The sequence below is a fragment of the Chryseobacterium lacus genome, assembly GCF_003336205.1.
Taxonomy (GTDB): Bacteria; Bacteroidota; Bacteroidia; order Flavobacteriales; family Weeksellaceae; genus Chryseobacterium_A; species Chryseobacterium_A lacus.
The window spans coordinates 158157-175759 of the sequence record NZ_QPIE01000007.1; the positions used below are offsets into that span (position 1 = coordinate 158157).

Sequence of the window (17603 nt, forward strand, 5' to 3'; positions counted from 1 at the left end):
ATCTCAAATCTCCAAATCTCCAAGTCTCAAATCTCATTATGTACCTCAACTGCCACACCTATCACAGCCTGCGTTACGGCACCATTTCCATAGAGGATTTGGTACACCAGGCGGTGAAGCACCGGGCCACGACGCTCGCCTTAACAGACATTAATACCATCACCGGAATCTATGAATTTTATAAACTGTGTAAAGTCCATCAGATAAAACCCATCGTAGGCATGGATATTCGGGTGCAGCACGAACAGTACTACATTGCTCTGGCGAAGAATAAAGAAGGCATAGCAGAAATCAACCGGTTGATCACCTCTTTCAACTGTGATGATGTTTCATTGCCAAAACAGCACCCTGACGTTAATAACACCATCCTGATTTATCCGATAAACAATGTTCCGGATGTGTTGGGGGAACATGAATTCATTGGCATACGGCCTGAGGAAATCAGTCTCCTGATTCAGAAAAACTGGAAAGCCTTGCTCCATAAAATGGTGGTGCTCTCGCCCGTGACCTTCACCACAAAGAAGGAATACAACCTGCACCGTATTTTGAGAGCTATTGACAACAATACGCTGTTGTCCAAAATAGACAGCATACAGGTGGCCCCGCCCTTTGAAGTCATGAAGCCGGTATCCGAAATTCTGAAAGCGTATCAGCATTACCCTCAGATCATCGAAAATACCGAAAATATCTTCCGAAACTGTCATTTTGATTTTGATTTTTCGACCCCGAAAAACAAAAAGCATTTCACCGAAAGCAGGGAAGAAGATAAAAAACTCCTTCGTCAACTGGCCTATGAAGGGTTGAAGAAAAGATACCCTGTAGAAAATGAAGCGGCGCAGAAGAGAGTAGAACGGGAACTTCAGGTGATTGATGAACTCCGTTTCAGTGGCTATTTTCTTATTACTTGGGATATTGTACGCTATAGTAAGAGCAGGGGGCTCATGCATGTGGGAAGGGGAAGCGGAGCCAATTCCATCGTGAGTTACTGTCTTGGAATTACAGACATCTGTCCGCTGGAACTGGACCTGTATTTTGAAAGATTCCTCAATCTGAACAGGAAAACACCTCCTGATTTTGACATCGACTGGAGCTGGCAGGATCGGGACGACATTCTGTTTTACCTATTTGAAAAGTACGGAAGAGACCACGTGGCATTCTGCGGTACGAATGTAGAATTCAAGTACCGCTCTATTTTCCGCGAAGTAGGAAAGGCCTTTGGTTTGCCCAAAGAAGATCTGGACGAACTGGCCAAAAATCCCATGGCACTGCACGATGACCATGCCGTAATAAAACTGGTACAGAAATACGGCATGCTGCTGGAGAAATTCCCCAATCAGCGGAGCATGCACGCCTGCGGAATCTTGATTTCTGAGGAACCCATCACCCATTACACAGCGCTGGAAATGCCGCCCAAAGGATTTCCTGTGGTACAGTTCGATATGCACGTAGCCGAGGAAATAGGTTTTGAGAAATTTGACATCCTTTCTCAAAGAGGATTGGGTACCCTCAGCGATGCTGTAAAACTCATAGAGCGCAACAGGGGCATTACCGTAGACATCAGGGATACGTCTGTTTCAAAGAATGAGGCCACTGCTAACGAATACCTGAGCCAGGGAAGAACTTTGGGTTGTTTTTATATTGAAAGCCCTGCCATGAGAGGCCTTCTTCGCCGGTTGAAATGTGATAACTACAAAACTTTGGTGGCGGCTTCATCCATCATCCGCCCGGGAGTGGCGCAAAGCGGTATGATGCGTGAATACATTTTCCGGCACAACAATCCGGGCCAGTTTGAATACTTTCATAAAGTATTTGAGGAACAATTGGGCGAAACCTACGGCATCATGGTATATCAGGAAGATGTAATCAAAATTGCCCTCCATTATGGCGGTGTCTCAGCGGAAGATGGCGATATCCTGAGAAGGGCCATGAGTGGAAAAGGCAGAAGCCTTGCTGCCCTGCAGAAGGTGAAGGATCATTTCTTCGAATCCTGCCATAAACTCGGACATCCGGAAAAACTCTCGGCGGAAGTGTACCGGCAGATCGAATCTTTTGCGGGATATTCTTTCTGTAAGGCCCATTCTGCTTCCTATGCAGTGGAAAGTTATCAGAGCTTGTATCTCAAGGTGCATTTCCCGATAGAATTCATGGTGGCAGCCATCAACAATGGCGGTGGGTTCTACCGCACCGAAGTGTATGTTCACGAATGCAGGATGAGCGGCGGGAAAATTCAGGTTCCCTGCATCAATAAAAGCCTGTACGAAACCACGGTGTATGGCGAGGAGGTATTCTTGGGATTTATGCACATCGAAAAGATAGCCTCTAAAATCGCCCGCTATATTCTTCAGGAACGGGGAAAGAACGGGGAGTTTACCTCTTTGGGTGATTTTGTTAAACGCATTCCGGTAGGCATAGAAACATTGCAGACCTTGATTTTTGTGGGAGCTTTTCGCTGTATGGGCAAGCCCAAAAATGAACTGCTGATTGAAGCACGGATGCTGTTGGTAAGCTTCCGTCCGGAATACCGGAACCCATCATTCTTTGAAGAACCGCCGCAGCAATATGCGCTCCCTCAACTCAAAAGAAATCCCCTGGAAGATGCCTTTGACGAGATTGAAATATTGGGTTTTCCGGTATCATGCAGTCCTTTCGACCTCCTGCAGACCCGTTACCGGGGCCATGTGATGGCGCGGGAACTGCTTCAATACCATAAAAAGCAGGTGAAAATGCTGGCTTACCTTATTGCCAGAAAGCATGTGCCCACTAAGAAAGGAACGATGTTTTTCGGAACCTGGATTGATGCGGAAGGAGCGTACTTTGACACCGCTCACTTCCCGGACAACCTTACAGAATATCCCTTTCAGGGTGGCGGCTGTTATTTGCTGTTGGGCAGGGTAGAAGTAGATTTTCATTTTCCTACCATCACCATTCAAAAAATGGCCAAAATGCCCTTCATTCCCGATCCCCGTTATGCCGAAGATCAGGAAAAACAATTTGAAATCCACCGCAAAATCAACGAAGACGTCAGCATGACCTGGCGCGCCCCCTATCCCCAGGATCACGAAATCGGCCTCCCCCGAAAACAGATGTAACAAATCACCCGCCGGTGCCTAAATGCAATACAGGCAGCAAAAGTTCGCACCAAACTTAACGCAGTGCCCCGTCTTAGTCAACCTCTACTGAACACGTGGTGCCCCTGTTTAGAACTTTGGCAAAGTTTTCCCCTTCATTACCTGTTTGGTTCCTTCACCTGATGTATCATTGTGGGTCGACAAGCTCAGGGATCTCAAATTCGCTTGCTTTTCCTTTGCGTTAATCAAATATCAGGGTGATCGTCTCATTAGACCATTGTCAGGCTGAGCTCGCTGAAGTCTCCGATCTTTCTAGGCCAGGTTAAAAGAAAACTGTTCCTATACAATCGCCCCTACGCAAATTTACAAATTCGCAAATACTCAAAAACTCAAACACGCGACTTCGCAGAAAAAATCCCACTGTCAGGTTGAGCCCGCCGAAGCCTAACTCCTCCTCACAGTCATTGTCATGCTGTAAGCATCACAGCAATCAGCAATTAGCAATCTGCAAGTAGTTACTTTCTCCTGACATCCGCATTCATTGTCATGCTGTAAGCATCTAAACGATACCATTCCGATGGCCATTAACCGCTGAGATTCCTACGGAATGACAAGTGTTGTTTTTTTTCACTATGGTGCTTCAGTAACCAATTTGTCTGTGGTGGCTTCGAGAGCCTCAGCCACCGTTCCCGAACCTACCCAATAAACAATTAACCGTTTAATCACCAAATCAAAAATAATAACTACATTTGTATTCACAGGCTTCGAAATCAACTGCATTTTCACCGTTTTCCCGCTACATTGCGATTTTGTCTGTAGCTTTTCTCCCGAAACGCCCATCAGCAAAGATTCCCAGAGGTTCACCCATAGTTCTACCGTAGCTCCCGGTACGCTCCCGACTATCTAAGGCTATTACAGAGCTTTATTCTATAAACGACCTTCAATTCGTCAGGTGGTTAGTGAACAACAAATTCTCAACAATGACAGTACAGTAAAATTGAGGACATTTTGCCGAGCATACGATTTGGGTGAAATCAAAGTTTAAATAGACCGCTTAAAATAATTCTGTTGAGATGCTTACAGCATGACAAAAGCAACGCAATCATCTGTGCCCATCTGTGAAATCTGTGCGAAAAATAATCCCCAGTTTAGAACCACACGAACTCCCCTCTCCTTCATAGAGGGACCGAGGGTGAGGAATTTTGCCTTACTTAAAAAACGCAATCAGATCGAGATAATTCTTTTGATTCACTCCATGCCCAATCATGTATTCCCTAAACGTAAAATAACAACCCAGATCATACAGCAAATCTGCTGCTTTACGGCCCCATTCCAAAGGTATAATAGCGTCATCTGTGCCGTGGGAAATAAAAAAACGAAGCCGTTCTAATTTCTTTTTGTCTTTCACGATCGGGTGCAGGATTTTCTCTTCAGGATAGGAACTCATACACGCAATTTTGCTGAAAAGCTCCGGAAGCCGCAAGGCCAGTGCATAAGCAAGGATCCCTCCCTGGCTGAAGCCGCAAAGATGAGTCGGGTTCTGGGTGAGGCCATAATGATTTGAAATTTTCAGAATATGATCCAAAAGAGCATTCAGGGATTCGTGTGCCTGTGCAGTATCGACATATTTTTCAGGATCCGTAAAATCAATCTCATACCAGCTGTAACCGCCATAAGGAACCGGCAGGGGGGCGCGGAAACTTACGATAAGCCAGTCTTCAGGCAAATCGGGAACGAAAGAAAAAAGATCGTTCTCATTACTCCCATAACCGTGAATCATGAACAGGGCAGGAGTAGTAGGAAGAATTTCCATTGGTTCGCGGATGAGGTACTGCAGATCCATAAATTTTTTTTAAACATATATTCAATTTTTTGACCAAAACGAAAGGGATGACAGATTGGCTGAGGATCACCTTACAGTTTTCATTTTCAGTATTTTTTATATTCGTGTGAAAATATTGTTTCAATTTTACTTATATTTGGCTGATTAAACATTTTTTAGATTGTATGAAAAGAATCAATACTTCCGCAAAAAAAGTCCGGATAGGGCTCCTGCTGATGCTCACCGCCGCTGTCGGAGTGTGGTCATCCTGCAAGGAGCGTGACGAAGATCCGAACGAAAGCGTCAGCGTGTTATTTAATGTGACAGGATCACCGGGTGTACAGCTGAAAGCAGTGGTAACCCAAATAGGCACCGTGCAGGGAACTGTTTATAATTTTACTCCCCCCGGCAATACGTGGTCCAGCCAACCCCAAATTATCGATACTTCTGTAGGTGCAGTGCATCTTTCCATGACGGGTCAGGGAGCATCGGCAGATTCCAGAGCTGTTCTCAGTATCTGGATCAATGGCGAAAAAAAGACCTCCGATACCGTAAAAGGCATCAACCTGATGGGCAAATCGGTAGTGAGCTTTTTGAAATAGGTTCGGTGTAAAGAAAATAAAAATCCTGAGCAAAGGTTCCAGCCTGCTCAGGATTTTTAGTATAAAGTTTTGGAAGAATAAAACGGAGGTTTCAGAGAACGAAGCGCGTCGACCCCTTTCGCGGGTCAGTCACTTTTTGAACTTCTATACTGCTTTAATAATGAAATAATTCTTTTTCCCTTTCTGAAGAAGCAGAAATTTTCCGTCGATCAGGTCGTTCTCACTGGCGGTAAAATCTGTATCCACTTTTACTTTATTTACGGAAATGGATTTCCCCTTCAGTTCACGCTGGGCTTCACTTTTAGATTTCAGAAATCCGCTTTTCTCGCTCAGCAGTTCAATTATCGGGCTTCCGATAACTTCTGTTCTAGAAATCTCTTTTTGAGGAACGCCATCGAAAATATCGAGAAAAAGCGCTTCTTCCAACTGGATCAAATCCTCTGCAGTAGTTTTCCCGAACAGAATTTGTGAGGCTTTCAGTGCTTTCTCATATTCGTCCCGGTTGTGAACCCATACCGTGACTTCCTCAGCGAGTTTTTTCTGGAGTTTCCGTTCATGGGGTGCCTTTTGGTGTTCTGCAATCAGCTGTTCTATTTCCTCTTTTCCCAAGAAAGTGTAATATTTAATAAAACGTTTCGCATCGGCATCCGTAGCATTCAGCCAGAACTGGTAGAACCGGTAAGGAGACGTTTTTTTGGGATCTAACCAATAATTCTCTCCGCTTTCTGATTTCCCGAACTTCGAACCGTCCGCTTTGGTAATAAGCGGAACCGTCAGTGCAAAAGCTTCACCCTGTACTTTCCTGCGAATCAGTTCGGTGCCGGTAGTGATATTGCCCCACTGATCAGTTCCGCCCATCTGAAGTTTTACACCTTTCTCGCGGTACAGATGCAGAAAATCATAACCCTGAAGCAGCTGATAGGTGAATTCCGTAAAACTCATGCCTTCATATCCGTCTTCACCCGTAAGGCGCTTGCGCACGGACTCCTTAGCCAGCATATAATTAACAGTAATGTTTTTACCGATTTCCTTGATGAAATCCAGAAAACTGAACTTCTTCATCCATTCGTAATTGTTCACCAGTTCCGCACCATTGGCTTCGGTGCTGTCAAAATTCAGGAAATGGGAGAGCTGCTTCGTAATGCAGTGCACATAATGGTTCAGCGTGTCTTCATCCAGGGCATTCCGTTCGGTAGATTTCCCTGACGGATCGCCAATCATGCCCGTGGCGCCACCAACCAAAGCAATAGGTTTATGGCCGTGTTGCTGAAAATGAGCCAGGATTTTTATCTGAATCAGGCTTCCGATATGCAGGGAATCTGCGGTAGGATCGAATCCAATATATCCGGTGGTGAGTTCTTTATTCAGTTGTGCTTCGGTACCGGGCATCATGTCGGCAAACAAGCCGCGCCATTGTAATTCTTCGATGAATGGGTTCATGCAGGAGTTTATTTTGCGCAAAGATACGCATTCTCTCTCCTTGGTAAAAATCTGATGAGGCTGAAAAGATCACGCTTCATCCGAAAGTTTTGCTTTTTCCAGACGACGGTAAGTCCGGTGGCTGAGGCCGATGCTGAATTCAAAAAGAAGCAGAAGCGGCACTGCGGCAATCATCATACTCACCACATCTGCAGGGGTAATGACGGCAGCGATCACCATAATCAGGACAATAGCATGGCGGCGGTATGTTTTTAGAAACTGGGGTGTCAGAATTCCGATGGTGGTCAGGAAATAAACGATGACGGGAAACAGAAATACAGCACCCATCCCCAGCACGATCTGGAAAAACAGCGCAGTATAATCCGAAAGGTCGTACAGCGGTTGAATAATATCTGATATTTTAAATAGAACAGCGAAATTGATAGCGAAAGGAAGAATAAGAAAATATCCAACCATAATTCCGGTGAGGAAAAGAATCCACACAGAATTGATAAGAACCATGGAGTTTTTCTTCTCCCGCGGATGCAACGCAGGCGATACGAAACGCCACAATTCCCATACGATATAAGGAAACGCCAGCACCATGCCGCCCAGAAAAGAGACCGACATCATGACATTGAACTGCTGATACAGCTTCTGAACCCGCACAGGGAAATCATCGGGAAGTTCAATAGCATTATCACCGGTGAAGTAGCGCGAAAGACTATTCACTACCCTGAAAGTAGGGAAATCATTGCGTACCGGCCCGAAGAAAATATGGTCGATAATCCAGTTGATGTTAAATCCTACAATGAGTCCGCATGCGATGATGGCAATAATGCACCGGATCAGATGCCCTCTCAGTTCCCCGATGTGCCCCATAAAGGACATGTCTTTTTCTTCGATCACAAAAATTCAGTTTGAAGTTGCGAAATTACAGAAAATATCCGGCTTTGCCGACAAACTAATGGCCTATCAGCTGATGCCTTCATCCAAAAGACGGTGAAGGTCAATAATTCCGGTATAATGGCCTTGATGGGTTACAATGAGCTGCCCGATATTCTTTTCTTTCAGAATCTTCATCGCATCTTTTGCCAAAGCTTCTTGTTCAATACTCTTTGGATTTTTACTCATAATGTCCGCAGCCGTGATGCCGGAAAGATCATCATGATCCATCAGCATTCTGCGAATATCACCATCCGTAATCACTCCTTTGATTTCATCCTGATCGGTCACCACTGTGACGCCATGCTTGGAGCTGCTCACCGAAATAATGACTTCCTTGACGGATGATTGTTCGGAAACTTCCGGTTTCTGGGAAGAGAGAAATTGCGATACACGCGCGGTAAGGTTTTTCCCCAGACTGCCGCCCGGATGAAACCGCGCAAAATCACGGTCACGAAAATTGTTGATTTCCATAAGGCAAACCGCTAACGCATCGCCCAATGCCATTTGTACCGTTGTCGAACTGGTAGGAGCCAGCGAAATAGGGCAGGCTTCCTGTTGTACATGGGTGTCCAGTACTACATCGCAGTGGGCCGCCAGCTTGCTTTCCGCGTTGCCCGTCATCCCGATCAGTGCCGAAGCATAGGATTTCAGATAGGGAACCAGAGTGACGATTTCCGGAGAGTTGCCGGAATTGGAAATACACAGCACCACATCCTGCTTTTGAATAACGCCCAGATCGCCGTGGATCGCTTCGGCAGCATGCAGGAACTGCGCCGGAGTGCCCGTAGAATTCAGGGTAGCCACCATCTTATTCCCTACATGGGCAGATTTACCGATGCCCACCACAATAAGTTTACCCGTAGCAGCGTTGATAAGGTCCACCGCTTTCACAAAGCTTCCGTCCAGTCGGTTTTTGAGATGTTCCAGTTCGGAAATTTCAATTTCCAGAGATCTTTTTGCCAGTTGTAATAGAGCAGCCTGTTCCAATGAGGTTGAATTTAAAGATTTAAATGAATTAAATTGACTGGTAACAAATTATTTGTTATTTTTGGATGTGCTGCAAATGTAGCAAACTTAATTAGATGATTTTATAAATGAAGAAACAAAACACCGATTTATCGAAGGAATTAAAGAAATATTTCGGTTTTACAACTTTCAAAGGACACCAGAAAGAGATCATTGAAACCCTGCTTGCCGGGAACGATGTTTTTGTCCTGATGCCCACAGGCGGTGGAAAATCTTTATGTTATCAGCTTCCGGCGCTGATCTCGGAAGGTACGGCTATTGTGGTTTCTCCCCTTATTGCTTTGATGAAGAATCAGGTAGATGCGGTGAACAACCTGTCCTCAGGGAACAATGTCGCTCACGTCTTGAATTCTTCCCTCAATAAAACCCAGACCAATCAGGTGTTTACCGATATCAGAAGCGGAAAAACCAAGCTCCTGTATGTCGCCCCGGAATCCCTGATTAAAGAAGAATATCTTGAGTTTTTTAAGAACGTTAAAATTTCGTTCGTGGCTATTGATGAGGCGCATTGTATATCCGAATGGGGGCACGATTTCCGCCCGGAATACCGAAACCTGAAATTGATTATTGATAAAATTGCCAATGTACCGGTAATTGCCCTTACAGCGACGGCCACTCCCAAAGTGCAGGATGATATCCAGAAAACCCTGGGGATGAATAATGCTGAGGTGTTTAAATCCAGTTTCAACCGGCCGAACCTCTTCTACGAAGTACGCCCGAAAATAAATATTGACCGCGAAATCGTTCGTTTTATAAATGAAAGAAAAGGGAAATCCGGTATTATTTATTGCCTCAGCCGGAGGAAAGTGGAAGAGTTTTCCCAGTTGCTGCAGGTGAACGGTATTGATGCCCTTCCGTATCATGCTGGATTGGATCAGAAAACAAGAGTCGCCAATCAGGATAAATTTCTGATGGAAGAATGTGATATTATCGTCGCTACAATTGCCTTCGGAATGGGGATCGACAAGCCGGATGTGCGTTTCGTGATCCACTATGATTTCCCCAAGTCTTTGGAAAGTTACTATCAGGAAACAGGCCGTGCCGGGCGTGACGGTGGCGAAGGATATTGTCTGGCATTTTATGATCCGAGAGATATTGAAAAACTGGAGAAATTTCTGGCGCAAAAACCCGTTTCGGAGCGGGAAATTGGCCTTCAACTGTTGAATGAAGTAGTAGGATATGCCGAAACTTCTATGAGCCGAAGACAATATCTGCTGTATTATTTTGGTGAATCTTTCGATCCTGTGCATGGAGACGGGGCCAATATGGATGATAATGCCTTGAATCCGCCCAAATTGATAGATGCTACAGAAGACATGAAAATGGTAATGAACATGGTGAAAATCCTGGGCGAGAAATTTAGAACCAAAGATCTCATCAGTGTGCTGGCAGGAAAAGAAAACTCTGTGACGAAATCCTATAAACTGGAAACTACCGAATTCTTTGGAACAGGGAAGGGGAAAAGCGATAATTACTGGAAATCCATTATACGCCAGGCTACCGTGCAGGAATTTCTTACTAAGGATATCGAAACCTACGGTATTCTGAAGATTTCTGAGAAAGGACATTTGCTGTTGGATGGAATTTACAATGAACCCTTCCTCATCGCAGAAGACCGAGAGTACGATTTGGAACTTATGAAATCCCTTTTGGAAAAAACGGAAACCAAAAGTTCCGGCGGAATGGATGAAACCCTCTTCAAACACCTGAAAGAACTGACCAAGAAAGTGGGAAAAAAGCACGGGGTGCCTTCTTTCGCTGTTTTCATGGATCCAAGCTTGGAAGATATGACCGTTCAATACCCGACCACCATTGAGGAAATGGCCAAGATTTACGGTGTCGGAGAAGGAAAAGCGAAGAAATTCGGAAAAGAGTTTGCTGAATATATCGCACAATATGTCGCTGAAAATGACATACAGCGAACCCGCGATATGGTGATGAAGCAGGTGGCCAATAAATCTTCACACAAAGTATTTATCATCCAGAGTACCGATAAAAAAATTGATTTGGAAGATATCGCCAGAGCCAAAAATCTAACCATGACCGAACTGCTGAAGGAAATGGAAGCGATCGTGTATCAGGGAACCAAACTGAACATCAACTATTATATAGAGGAATATTTCGACGAAGATATTGTGGAAGAATTCATGGAGTTTATGAATGAAAGCGACAGCGACAGCATGAAGGTACTGACTTCCGAATTTGGAGACGAACTGAGTGATGAAGAACTGCGCATGCTGCGGATTAAATTCATTAGTGATGTAGCCAATTGATATTCAATCAAATTAAAATAATTGCCGCACTTTTAAAAAGTGTGGTTTTTTGTTTATAGGAATAAAAAAACCCAGCCGAAGCTGGGTAAAAACTAATAACCATGAAAACTCAAATTAAACATGAGAATCGTAATTAAAGATACAAATACTGTGCCAAGAATTACGCTAACATTCTTTGTCAGAATTTTCGGTACAAATGTACGAAAGATTTTGTACTTTCGCACACGAAAAAAAATAATTTATGTTAAATAATATCACTTTTACGATGATTAAGCCAGATGCAGTTGCAGACGGGCATATTGGAGCAATCCTGAACAAAATTTCTGAAGCAGGATTCAGGATTTCGGCCATGAAATTGACACAGTTGACCGTTGATGATGCCAAAAAATTCTACGAAATTCACAGCGAAAGACCTTTCTATGGCGAGCTGGTGACGTTCATGAGTTCCGGGCCTATCGTAGCAGCAGTTTTGGAAAAAGAAAATGCAGTAGCTGATTTCAGAACCCTGATCGGAGCGACCAATCCCGCTGAAGCTGAAGAAGGAACCATCAGAAAAATGTTTGCCAGAAGCGTAGGCGAAAATGCGGTACACGGTTCAGATTCCGATGAAAATGCCCTAATAGAAGCACGTTTTCATTTCTCAGGAAGAGAAATATTCTAATCTCGGTATACAGTCTAAAAAAAACCCGGACAATGTTTCGGGTTTCTTTATGTTTATTTTTTTTCTTTCTTTTGCGAAACCCTCACAGCCCGGAGAATTCCCAACAGCAACCCTAAAATGGTACAACTTGCAAACAGGATATTGCCCGTGGAAGTGCCTTCAAAATAATTGTAAAATCCATATCCGGCGATGACTCCAACAGCAAGCGGAATCAGCACCACCCGGAAAAAAGAAGAAAATTCAAATGCGTTTTTAGACATAAGCGGAATTTAAAGAATTAAAAATAAGAAATTCAGCGGAGTAAGTAGTTGTGCTAAATTTTTAATAGTTCTATCGTACGTTCCGGGTCTTCACTACTGAAAACTGCGTTTCCTGCTACCAAAACATCAGCACCTGCATCAAATAACCGAGAAGCATTTTCAAGATTCACGCCACCATCCACTTCTATCAAAGCAGTAGCATTATTGCTTAAAATTAAATCTTTGGTTTCGGCAATTTTGCGATAGGTATTTTCAATAAATTTCTGTCCCCCAAATCCGGGATTCACACTCATCAACAATACGAGATCGATTTCCGAAATAATATCTTCCAGCAGAAGAACAGGAGTGGAAGGATTGAGCACCACACCGGCTTTGGCACCTTTTTCCTGAATCAATTTGACGGTTCTGTGCAAATGAATGCAGGCTTCATAATGCACCGAAACAAGATCGGCTCCGTGTTGGATAAATTCTTCTACATAACGTTCGGGTTCTACAATCATCAGGTGGACATCCACAAATTTCTTGGCGTGTTGCCGCACGGTATTCATCACCGGAAATCCAAAAGAAATATTGGGAACGAACCTTCCGTCCATTACATCAATATGAAACCAGTCGGCCTGGCTTCGGTTGATCATTTCAATGTCACGGGAAAGATGGCCAAAATCGGCAGACAATAGGGAAGGTGCGATAAGTTTTGTTTTCATGAAGAAATATTTTTTATAACAAAGTCAGATTTTAATGATATTTTAAAGTCATCTCAGGGGAAATCTTCAGCATGGTCTCATAAATTAACTGAATGACATTTCCCACATCTTCTTTGGAAACCATTTCTACCGTGGTGTGCATATACCGAAGCGGCAGCGATATGAGCGCGCTGGGAACACCGCCGTTGGAATGGGCAAAAGCATCGGTATCAGTTCCGGTACTTCGGCTGGCTGCAGCCCGCTGAAAAGGAATTTCCTTCGCCCTCGCAGTTTCCACAATAAGTTCACGGATGGTGTGATGCACGCTGGGCGCATAGAAAATCACCGGTCCTTTACCACACTGTTGTTCTCCTTCTTTTTTCTTTTCAATCATCGGCGTAGTGGTATCATGAGTTACATCCGTTACAATCGCAATATTGGGTTTGATGGTTTCGGCAATCATGGTCGCGCCGTATAAGCCCACTTCTTCCTGAACCGAATTGGTAATATACAGACCGAAAGGAAGTTTCTTTTTGTTTTCTTTTAAAAGTCTGGCCACTTCTGCAATCATAAATCCCCCCATTCTGTTGTCCAACGCGCGACCTACAAAATACTGTTGGTTGAGTTCAAAAAAAGTGTCCGGATACGTAATCATGCAACCTACATAAATCCCAAGGTCTTCTACTTCTTTTTTAGAGGAAGCTCCGCAATCGATAAAAATATTTTCAATTTTAGGAATCGGTTCTTTCGAGTTTAATCCTCTTGTATGAATAGCTGGCCATCCGAAAACTCCTTTGATGGTTCCTTTTTCACCATGAATATCAACTACTTTGGAAGGCGCAATCATTTGATCTGAACCGCCGTTACGAATCACATAAATCATGCCTTCTTCCGTAATATAATTCACATACCAGGAAATTTCGTCGGCGTGTGCTTCGATAACTACTTTAAATTTTGCCTCCGGATTAATGATGCCATAACAGGTTCCGTAGTGATCCACCTCAATCGTATCTACAAAAGGACGAATGTATTCCATCCAGAGCTTTTGGCCGCGGTGTTCATAACCGGTTGGTGATGAAGTGTTTATATAATTTTCTAAAAACTTTATAGATTTGGTGGTAAATTTCATTGAAAAGGAATGCTTTTTGGTTGATGAGAGTTTAATTTACGGGTAAAAATAATGAAAATATACCAAATACTACTTATCGTACTGCTGTTGGGGAGCAGCGTTCTGAAAGCTCAGGACTCTGTAATGGTTAAATCGCTGAGTCAGTATCCAAATGAATCTTTGCGCACTGATGAATTTGGACAGAAATACTATTACGATGAACGTCAGAAAGCGAAAATATATGAAATCAACGGAGAATCTGTCGTCGTGATGGATGAATTGGTTTTGATGAAAAACCCCAGATTCAACAATCAGCTTGACCGGAATTATTATTATTTTCTTAATAAAAAACTGAACCGGGTATATCCTTTATTTCTTACTGCTTTAGAACAATACACAGATATTCAGAACGATTTGAAAAACCTCGATAAAAACAACCAGCGGAAATACATTAAAAAACGCCAGCAGGATTTGGCAACACAGTATGAAGCTCAGCTTCGGGATCTTACCACCAGTGAAGGAAGAGTGTTTGCAAAACTGATGAACCGGGCTACTGGAAAAACGGTGTATGAAATTATTAAAGAACTTCGTGGCGGATGGAGTGCATTCTGGTGGAATGTAAAAGGCAATATCGCCGATGTAGATATTAAGGAACCCTACGATCCTCATAAAAACAGAACCGATCTTTTCGTGGAATCTCTATTACAAACCAACTGGAATTTCGGATACCTTCAGCCTTATCCCGGCGCTGAAAACTTCAGAATAAAAAAATAATACTTTAACGGTACTTTTCCTTCAGTTTCTGAAAAGCAATTTGATCCACCGGTAACGGAAACGGATTTTCTGTGGTTTGTAAATCAATCCACTCGATACTTTCGATGCAGGGATCCAAAATCAGCAATTCGTGCTCGTCCTGCAATTCAGCGGTATAATAAATAGTGAGAAGTTGCTCATGATCTTTGAATCGGGAAACCACAAATTCTTCCTGAGTATAAAGGTGTGAAATGTTGTGAATTTTCGCATTGAGTTCTTCCTCAAATTCACGGTGAAGGCAATCCAGAACGCCTTCTCCGTATTCCAAACCACCGCCGGGAAGTTTTAGAAGTTGTTCGCCGGCGTACTCTTCGTGCAAAGCCATAACGTGTCTATTTCGAAGAATGCAGGCATACACACGGATATTAATCCGGTTGATGTTAGGATGTATCATAAGCTAAAGATAATGATAAATTTTAATGCGCATTATAAAGAAAGCGTTTTTTTCCAAGCATTGATCATTTCACGCTTTCCGGGCGGCCCTTGTTTTTTTTCAACATTAAAGTTCAGTTCTTCCAATATTCTTCTCACACTGCCTTTGGAGGAATAGGTCGTCAGCAATCCGCCGACTTTCATTTTGTCCGCTGTCATGGTAAAAAGAGGTTTCTCCCAAAGATCCGGTTGTACACGGGCTCCAAAACAGTCGTAATACACCAAATGTATTTCGGGCAAAGAAAGTTGTGGTAGTTGGGTGAAATCGCACTGGAATTTAGTAAGCTCGAAACCCGGAGCCAGCTCTGATGGCATTTCCCATGGAAGCTCATGTATTTTCTGAAAAGAGTTTTTGGTTCTTTCATCCAAAAAAAGATCGCTATAATCCAATGCTGAAACTTCTTCGGAAGAAATCGGGTATTTTTCCAGGGTAAAATATCGGATTTTGAGATATTTTCCTTTTCGTAAAAACTCATCAAAAGTGACTAAAACATTTAATCCTGTACCGAAACCCAATTCTAAAATATTAATTTCCCAAATATCAAGCTGGTTTAATCCGTTATCAATAAATACATGCTTCGCCTCTTGAAGTGCGCCGTGATGGGAGTGGTAATTCTCATTCAATTCATTGATGAATAAGGTTTTGCTGCCGTCAGCGGTGGATTTTATGGTTCTTTTCACTTAATTTTTGTTCAAATTTAATGGAAAATTACTATATTTATAAAATTAAATTATTTGTCAAAATCGATTAAATTTTAAGATATGATAATTCAAAAAACTTCCAGTTCAAGACTCGAATCTTTTGATCAGGAGAATTATTCTTTTGGCGATCATTTTATTGATCACATGATCATCTGTGAATACGATAACGGAAAATGGGGAGAGGCAAAACTGATGCCGTACGGGCCGTTGTCTTTTTCTCCTGCCAACATGACTTTCAATTACGGACAAGCGTGCTTCGAAGGAATGAAAGCCTATAAAGATAAGGACGGGCAGGTGTTCCTTTTCAGGCCGCGTAAGAATTTTGAACGCATCAATAAATCCGCAAAACGCCTGGCAATGCCGGAAGTTCCGGAAGAAGTATTCATGAAAGGACTGAAGGTGCTGATGGATGTCGACAGAGCCTGGATTCCTTACGGTGAAGGAAGGTCACTTTATATTCGGCCGCTTATTTTTGCCACTGAAGAAGGACTGAAAGCCAGAGTTGCTCACAAATATATGTTCGCGATCGTTGCTTCTCCTGCGAAAAGCTATTATACAGCACCGGTATCGGTAAAAATTTCAGATTATTATTCCCGTTCCGCTTCCGGAGGAGTAGGTTTTGCAAAAGCAGCGGGAAATTATGCAGCCGCTTTCTATCCTACACAAATGGCGATCGAAGAAGGATATGACCAGATTATCTGGACAGATGATGCGACCCACGAGTATTTTGAAGAAAGTGGTACGATGAATGTTTTCGTTAGAATTAATGACACCATTTATACACCACCGACTTCCGAAAAAATTCTGGATGGGATTACCCGCGATAGTTTTATTCAATTGGCAAAACACAAAGGGCTCGATATCCGTGTGGAACCGGTTGCTGTGAAAACCGTCTTGGAAGCACAGAAAAACGGAACTCTGAAAGAAATTTGGGGTGTAGGTACTGCGGTGGTAACTTCCGTATTCAAAGCTTTTGGATATAAAGATCAGCGTTTTGAACTTCCGGTTTTGGCCGACGAAGATAGCTATGCGCTCACGCTCAAAAAAGCATTAGTGGATATTCAGACCAATCAGGCAGAAGACCCTTTTGGATGGAGAGAACTGGTGGAAAGAAATATTTTGGAAACGGTATAAAAGCCATTCATCCTTATTGATAAAACCGGGATCATGTTCCGGTTTTTTTTGTTTTAATATCTGAACCTAATTCCTTATTTTCGCAAATGCTTATGAAAAAAATAATTCTTTTTTCAACTTTTTTAGCGTTGGCAGGTTGCCAGCAGAAGCAGGAGGTTTATGCTCCGGTAAGTGGCAGCTCAGTAAAGCAAAAAGCTGCTGTATCGCAGGAAAGAGCAAAGAATCTTAATAAGCTGGAACGGGAACAGATTGAAGACTGGATTGCCGGACAGAAAGAGAAATTTTACCCCACATCCATGAATTATTGGGTGAACCGGGAAAACTTTAGCGAAAGAGAAAAAAGCCCTGAAGAGACCGTGGTTTCCTATGGATATTATATTTCAGATTTTTCCGGAATACAACTGTATGACCAGCCGAAAGGATACCGGGATGTTCCATTAAGTAAGTTTCCTACAGAACTGACAGCTGTAGAAGATGCTTTAAAATATATGAATCCCGGCGAAGAAGTGACCCTTCTTGTTCCGTCTGTGCTGGCGTACGGAACCTATGGGGACGGAGAAAAAATCACGAACGATATTCCGCTGATAATAACATTAAAACGAATAAAATAATGCAAAAAGCTAAAATAATGTTGGCCGTAGCGACGCTGTCG

At 43.1% G+C, this 17603-nt stretch carries 17 protein-coding genes; 7 read left to right on the forward strand and 10 right to left on the reverse strand.

Annotation, left to right across the window (positions count from 1 at the left end; translation table 11 throughout):
* Positions 1-38 precede the first annotated feature (38 nt).
* Positions 39-3089, forward strand: coding sequence for a DNA polymerase III subunit alpha (locus DQ356_RS10350; protein WP_114304420.1), 3051 nt, complete (start codon positions 39-41; stop codon positions 3087-3089).
* Between the two features lie 609 nt (positions 3090-3698).
* On the opposite strand, the gene DQ356_RS10355 is transcribed toward DQ356_RS10350, so the two are convergent.
* Together DQ356_RS10355 and DQ356_RS10360 are read right to left on the reverse strand one after the other, a co-directional pair.
* Positions 3699-3932, reverse strand: a complete 234-nt coding sequence (locus DQ356_RS10355) for a hypothetical protein (protein WP_126723281.1) — start codon at positions 3930-3932, stop codon at positions 3699-3701.
* Between the two features lie 343 nt (positions 3933-4275).
* Positions 4276-4911, reverse strand: coding sequence for an alpha/beta hydrolase (locus DQ356_RS10360; protein WP_114304422.1), 636 nt, complete (start codon positions 4909-4911; stop codon positions 4276-4278).
* Positions 4912-5075: 164 nt separating this feature from the next.
* Here DQ356_RS10360 and DQ356_RS10365 point away from each other — a divergent pair, with 164 nt between their 5' ends.
* On the forward strand, positions 5076-5492 hold the full coding sequence (locus DQ356_RS10365) for a hypothetical protein (protein ID WP_114304423.1): 417 nt from the start codon (positions 5076-5078) through the stop codon (positions 5490-5492).
* Between the two features lie 144 nt (positions 5493-5636).
* Here DQ356_RS10365 and tyrS read toward each other — a convergent pair whose 3' ends face one another.
* The 3 genes from tyrS to DQ356_RS10380 form a co-directional block, all read right to left on the reverse strand.
* Positions 5637-6932, reverse strand: a complete 1296-nt coding sequence (gene tyrS / locus DQ356_RS10370) for a tyrosine--tRNA ligase (RefSeq protein ID WP_114304424.1) — start codon at positions 6930-6932, stop codon at positions 5637-5639.
* 69 nt (positions 6933-7001) lie between these two features.
* On the reverse strand, positions 7002-7820 hold the full coding sequence (gene tatC / locus DQ356_RS10375) for a twin-arginine translocase subunit TatC (protein WP_185123783.1): 819 nt from the start codon (positions 7818-7820) through the stop codon (positions 7002-7004).
* Positions 7821-7886: 66 nt separating this feature from the next.
* Positions 7887-8846 carry a KpsF/GutQ family sugar-phosphate isomerase gene (locus tag DQ356_RS10380; protein WP_114304425.1) on the reverse strand — a complete coding sequence of 320 codons (960 nt, stop codon included), beginning with the start codon at positions 8844-8846 and terminating at the stop codon, positions 7887-7889.
* A 107-nt stretch (positions 8847-8953) separates the two neighbouring features.
* Between DQ356_RS10380 and recQ the strand changes: the two genes are divergently transcribed.
* On the forward strand, positions 8954-11158 hold the full coding sequence (gene recQ, locus DQ356_RS10385; RefSeq protein ID WP_114304426.1) for a DNA helicase RecQ: 2205 nt from the start codon (positions 8954-8956) through the stop codon (positions 11156-11158).
* A 241-nt stretch (positions 11159-11399) separates the two neighbouring features.
* The gene (locus tag DQ356_RS10390) at positions 11400-11819 is read left to right on the forward strand and encodes a nucleoside-diphosphate kinase (RefSeq protein WP_114304427.1); all 420 of its coding nucleotides are present in this window, start codon (positions 11400-11402) and stop codon (positions 11817-11819) included.
* Positions 11820-11872: 53 nt separating this feature from the next.
* Here DQ356_RS10390 and DQ356_RS10395 read toward each other — a convergent pair whose 3' ends face one another.
* Genes DQ356_RS10395 through DQ356_RS10405 form a run of 3 tightly spaced genes read right to left on the reverse strand, consistent with a single transcriptional unit; the run spans position 11873 to position 13891 of the window.
* The gene (locus tag DQ356_RS10395; protein WP_114304428.1) at positions 11873-12079 is read right to left on the reverse strand and encodes a hypothetical protein; all 207 of its coding nucleotides are present in this window, start codon (positions 12077-12079) and stop codon (positions 11873-11875) included.
* Positions 12080-12132: 53 nt separating this feature from the next.
* Complete coding sequence (gene rpe / locus DQ356_RS10400) at positions 12133-12783, reverse strand: ribulose-phosphate 3-epimerase (RefSeq protein ID WP_114304429.1); 651 nt, start codon at positions 12781-12783, stop codon at positions 12133-12135.
* 31 nt (positions 12784-12814) lie between these two features.
* A complete protein-coding gene (locus DQ356_RS10405; protein ID WP_114304430.1) occupies positions 12815-13891 on the reverse strand; it encodes a M28 family peptidase in 1077 nt (358 codons plus the stop codon).
* A 51-nt stretch (positions 13892-13942) separates the two neighbouring features.
* Between DQ356_RS10405 and DQ356_RS10410 the strand changes: the two genes are divergently transcribed.
* A complete protein-coding gene (locus DQ356_RS10410) occupies positions 13943-14644 on the forward strand; it encodes a DUF4294 domain-containing protein (RefSeq protein ID WP_114304431.1) in 702 nt (233 codons plus the stop codon).
* A 4-nt stretch (positions 14645-14648) separates the two neighbouring features.
* Here the strand turns inward: DQ356_RS10410 and DQ356_RS10415 are convergent, their stop codons facing one another.
* Positions 14649-15077 carry an NUDIX domain-containing protein gene (locus tag DQ356_RS10415; RefSeq protein ID WP_114304432.1) on the reverse strand — a complete coding sequence of 143 codons (429 nt, stop codon included), beginning with the start codon at positions 15075-15077 and terminating at the stop codon, positions 14649-14651.
* A gap of 32 nt (positions 15078-15109) precedes the next feature.
* On the reverse strand, positions 15110-15796 hold the full coding sequence (gene mnmD, locus DQ356_RS10420) for a tRNA (5-methylaminomethyl-2-thiouridine)(34)-methyltransferase MnmD (RefSeq protein WP_114304433.1): 687 nt from the start codon (positions 15794-15796) through the stop codon (positions 15110-15112).
* Positions 15797-15877: 81 nt separating this feature from the next.
* Here mnmD and DQ356_RS10425 point away from each other — a divergent pair, with 81 nt between their 5' ends.
* Positions 15878-16951, forward strand: coding sequence for a branched-chain amino acid aminotransferase (locus DQ356_RS10425; protein WP_114304434.1), 1074 nt, complete (start codon positions 15878-15880; stop codon positions 16949-16951).
* A gap of 92 nt (positions 16952-17043) precedes the next feature.
* Complete coding sequence (locus DQ356_RS10430) at positions 17044-17562, forward strand: FKBP-type peptidyl-prolyl cis-trans isomerase (protein ID WP_114304475.1); 519 nt, start codon at positions 17044-17046, stop codon at positions 17560-17562.
* Positions 17563-17603 lie beyond the last annotated feature (41 nt).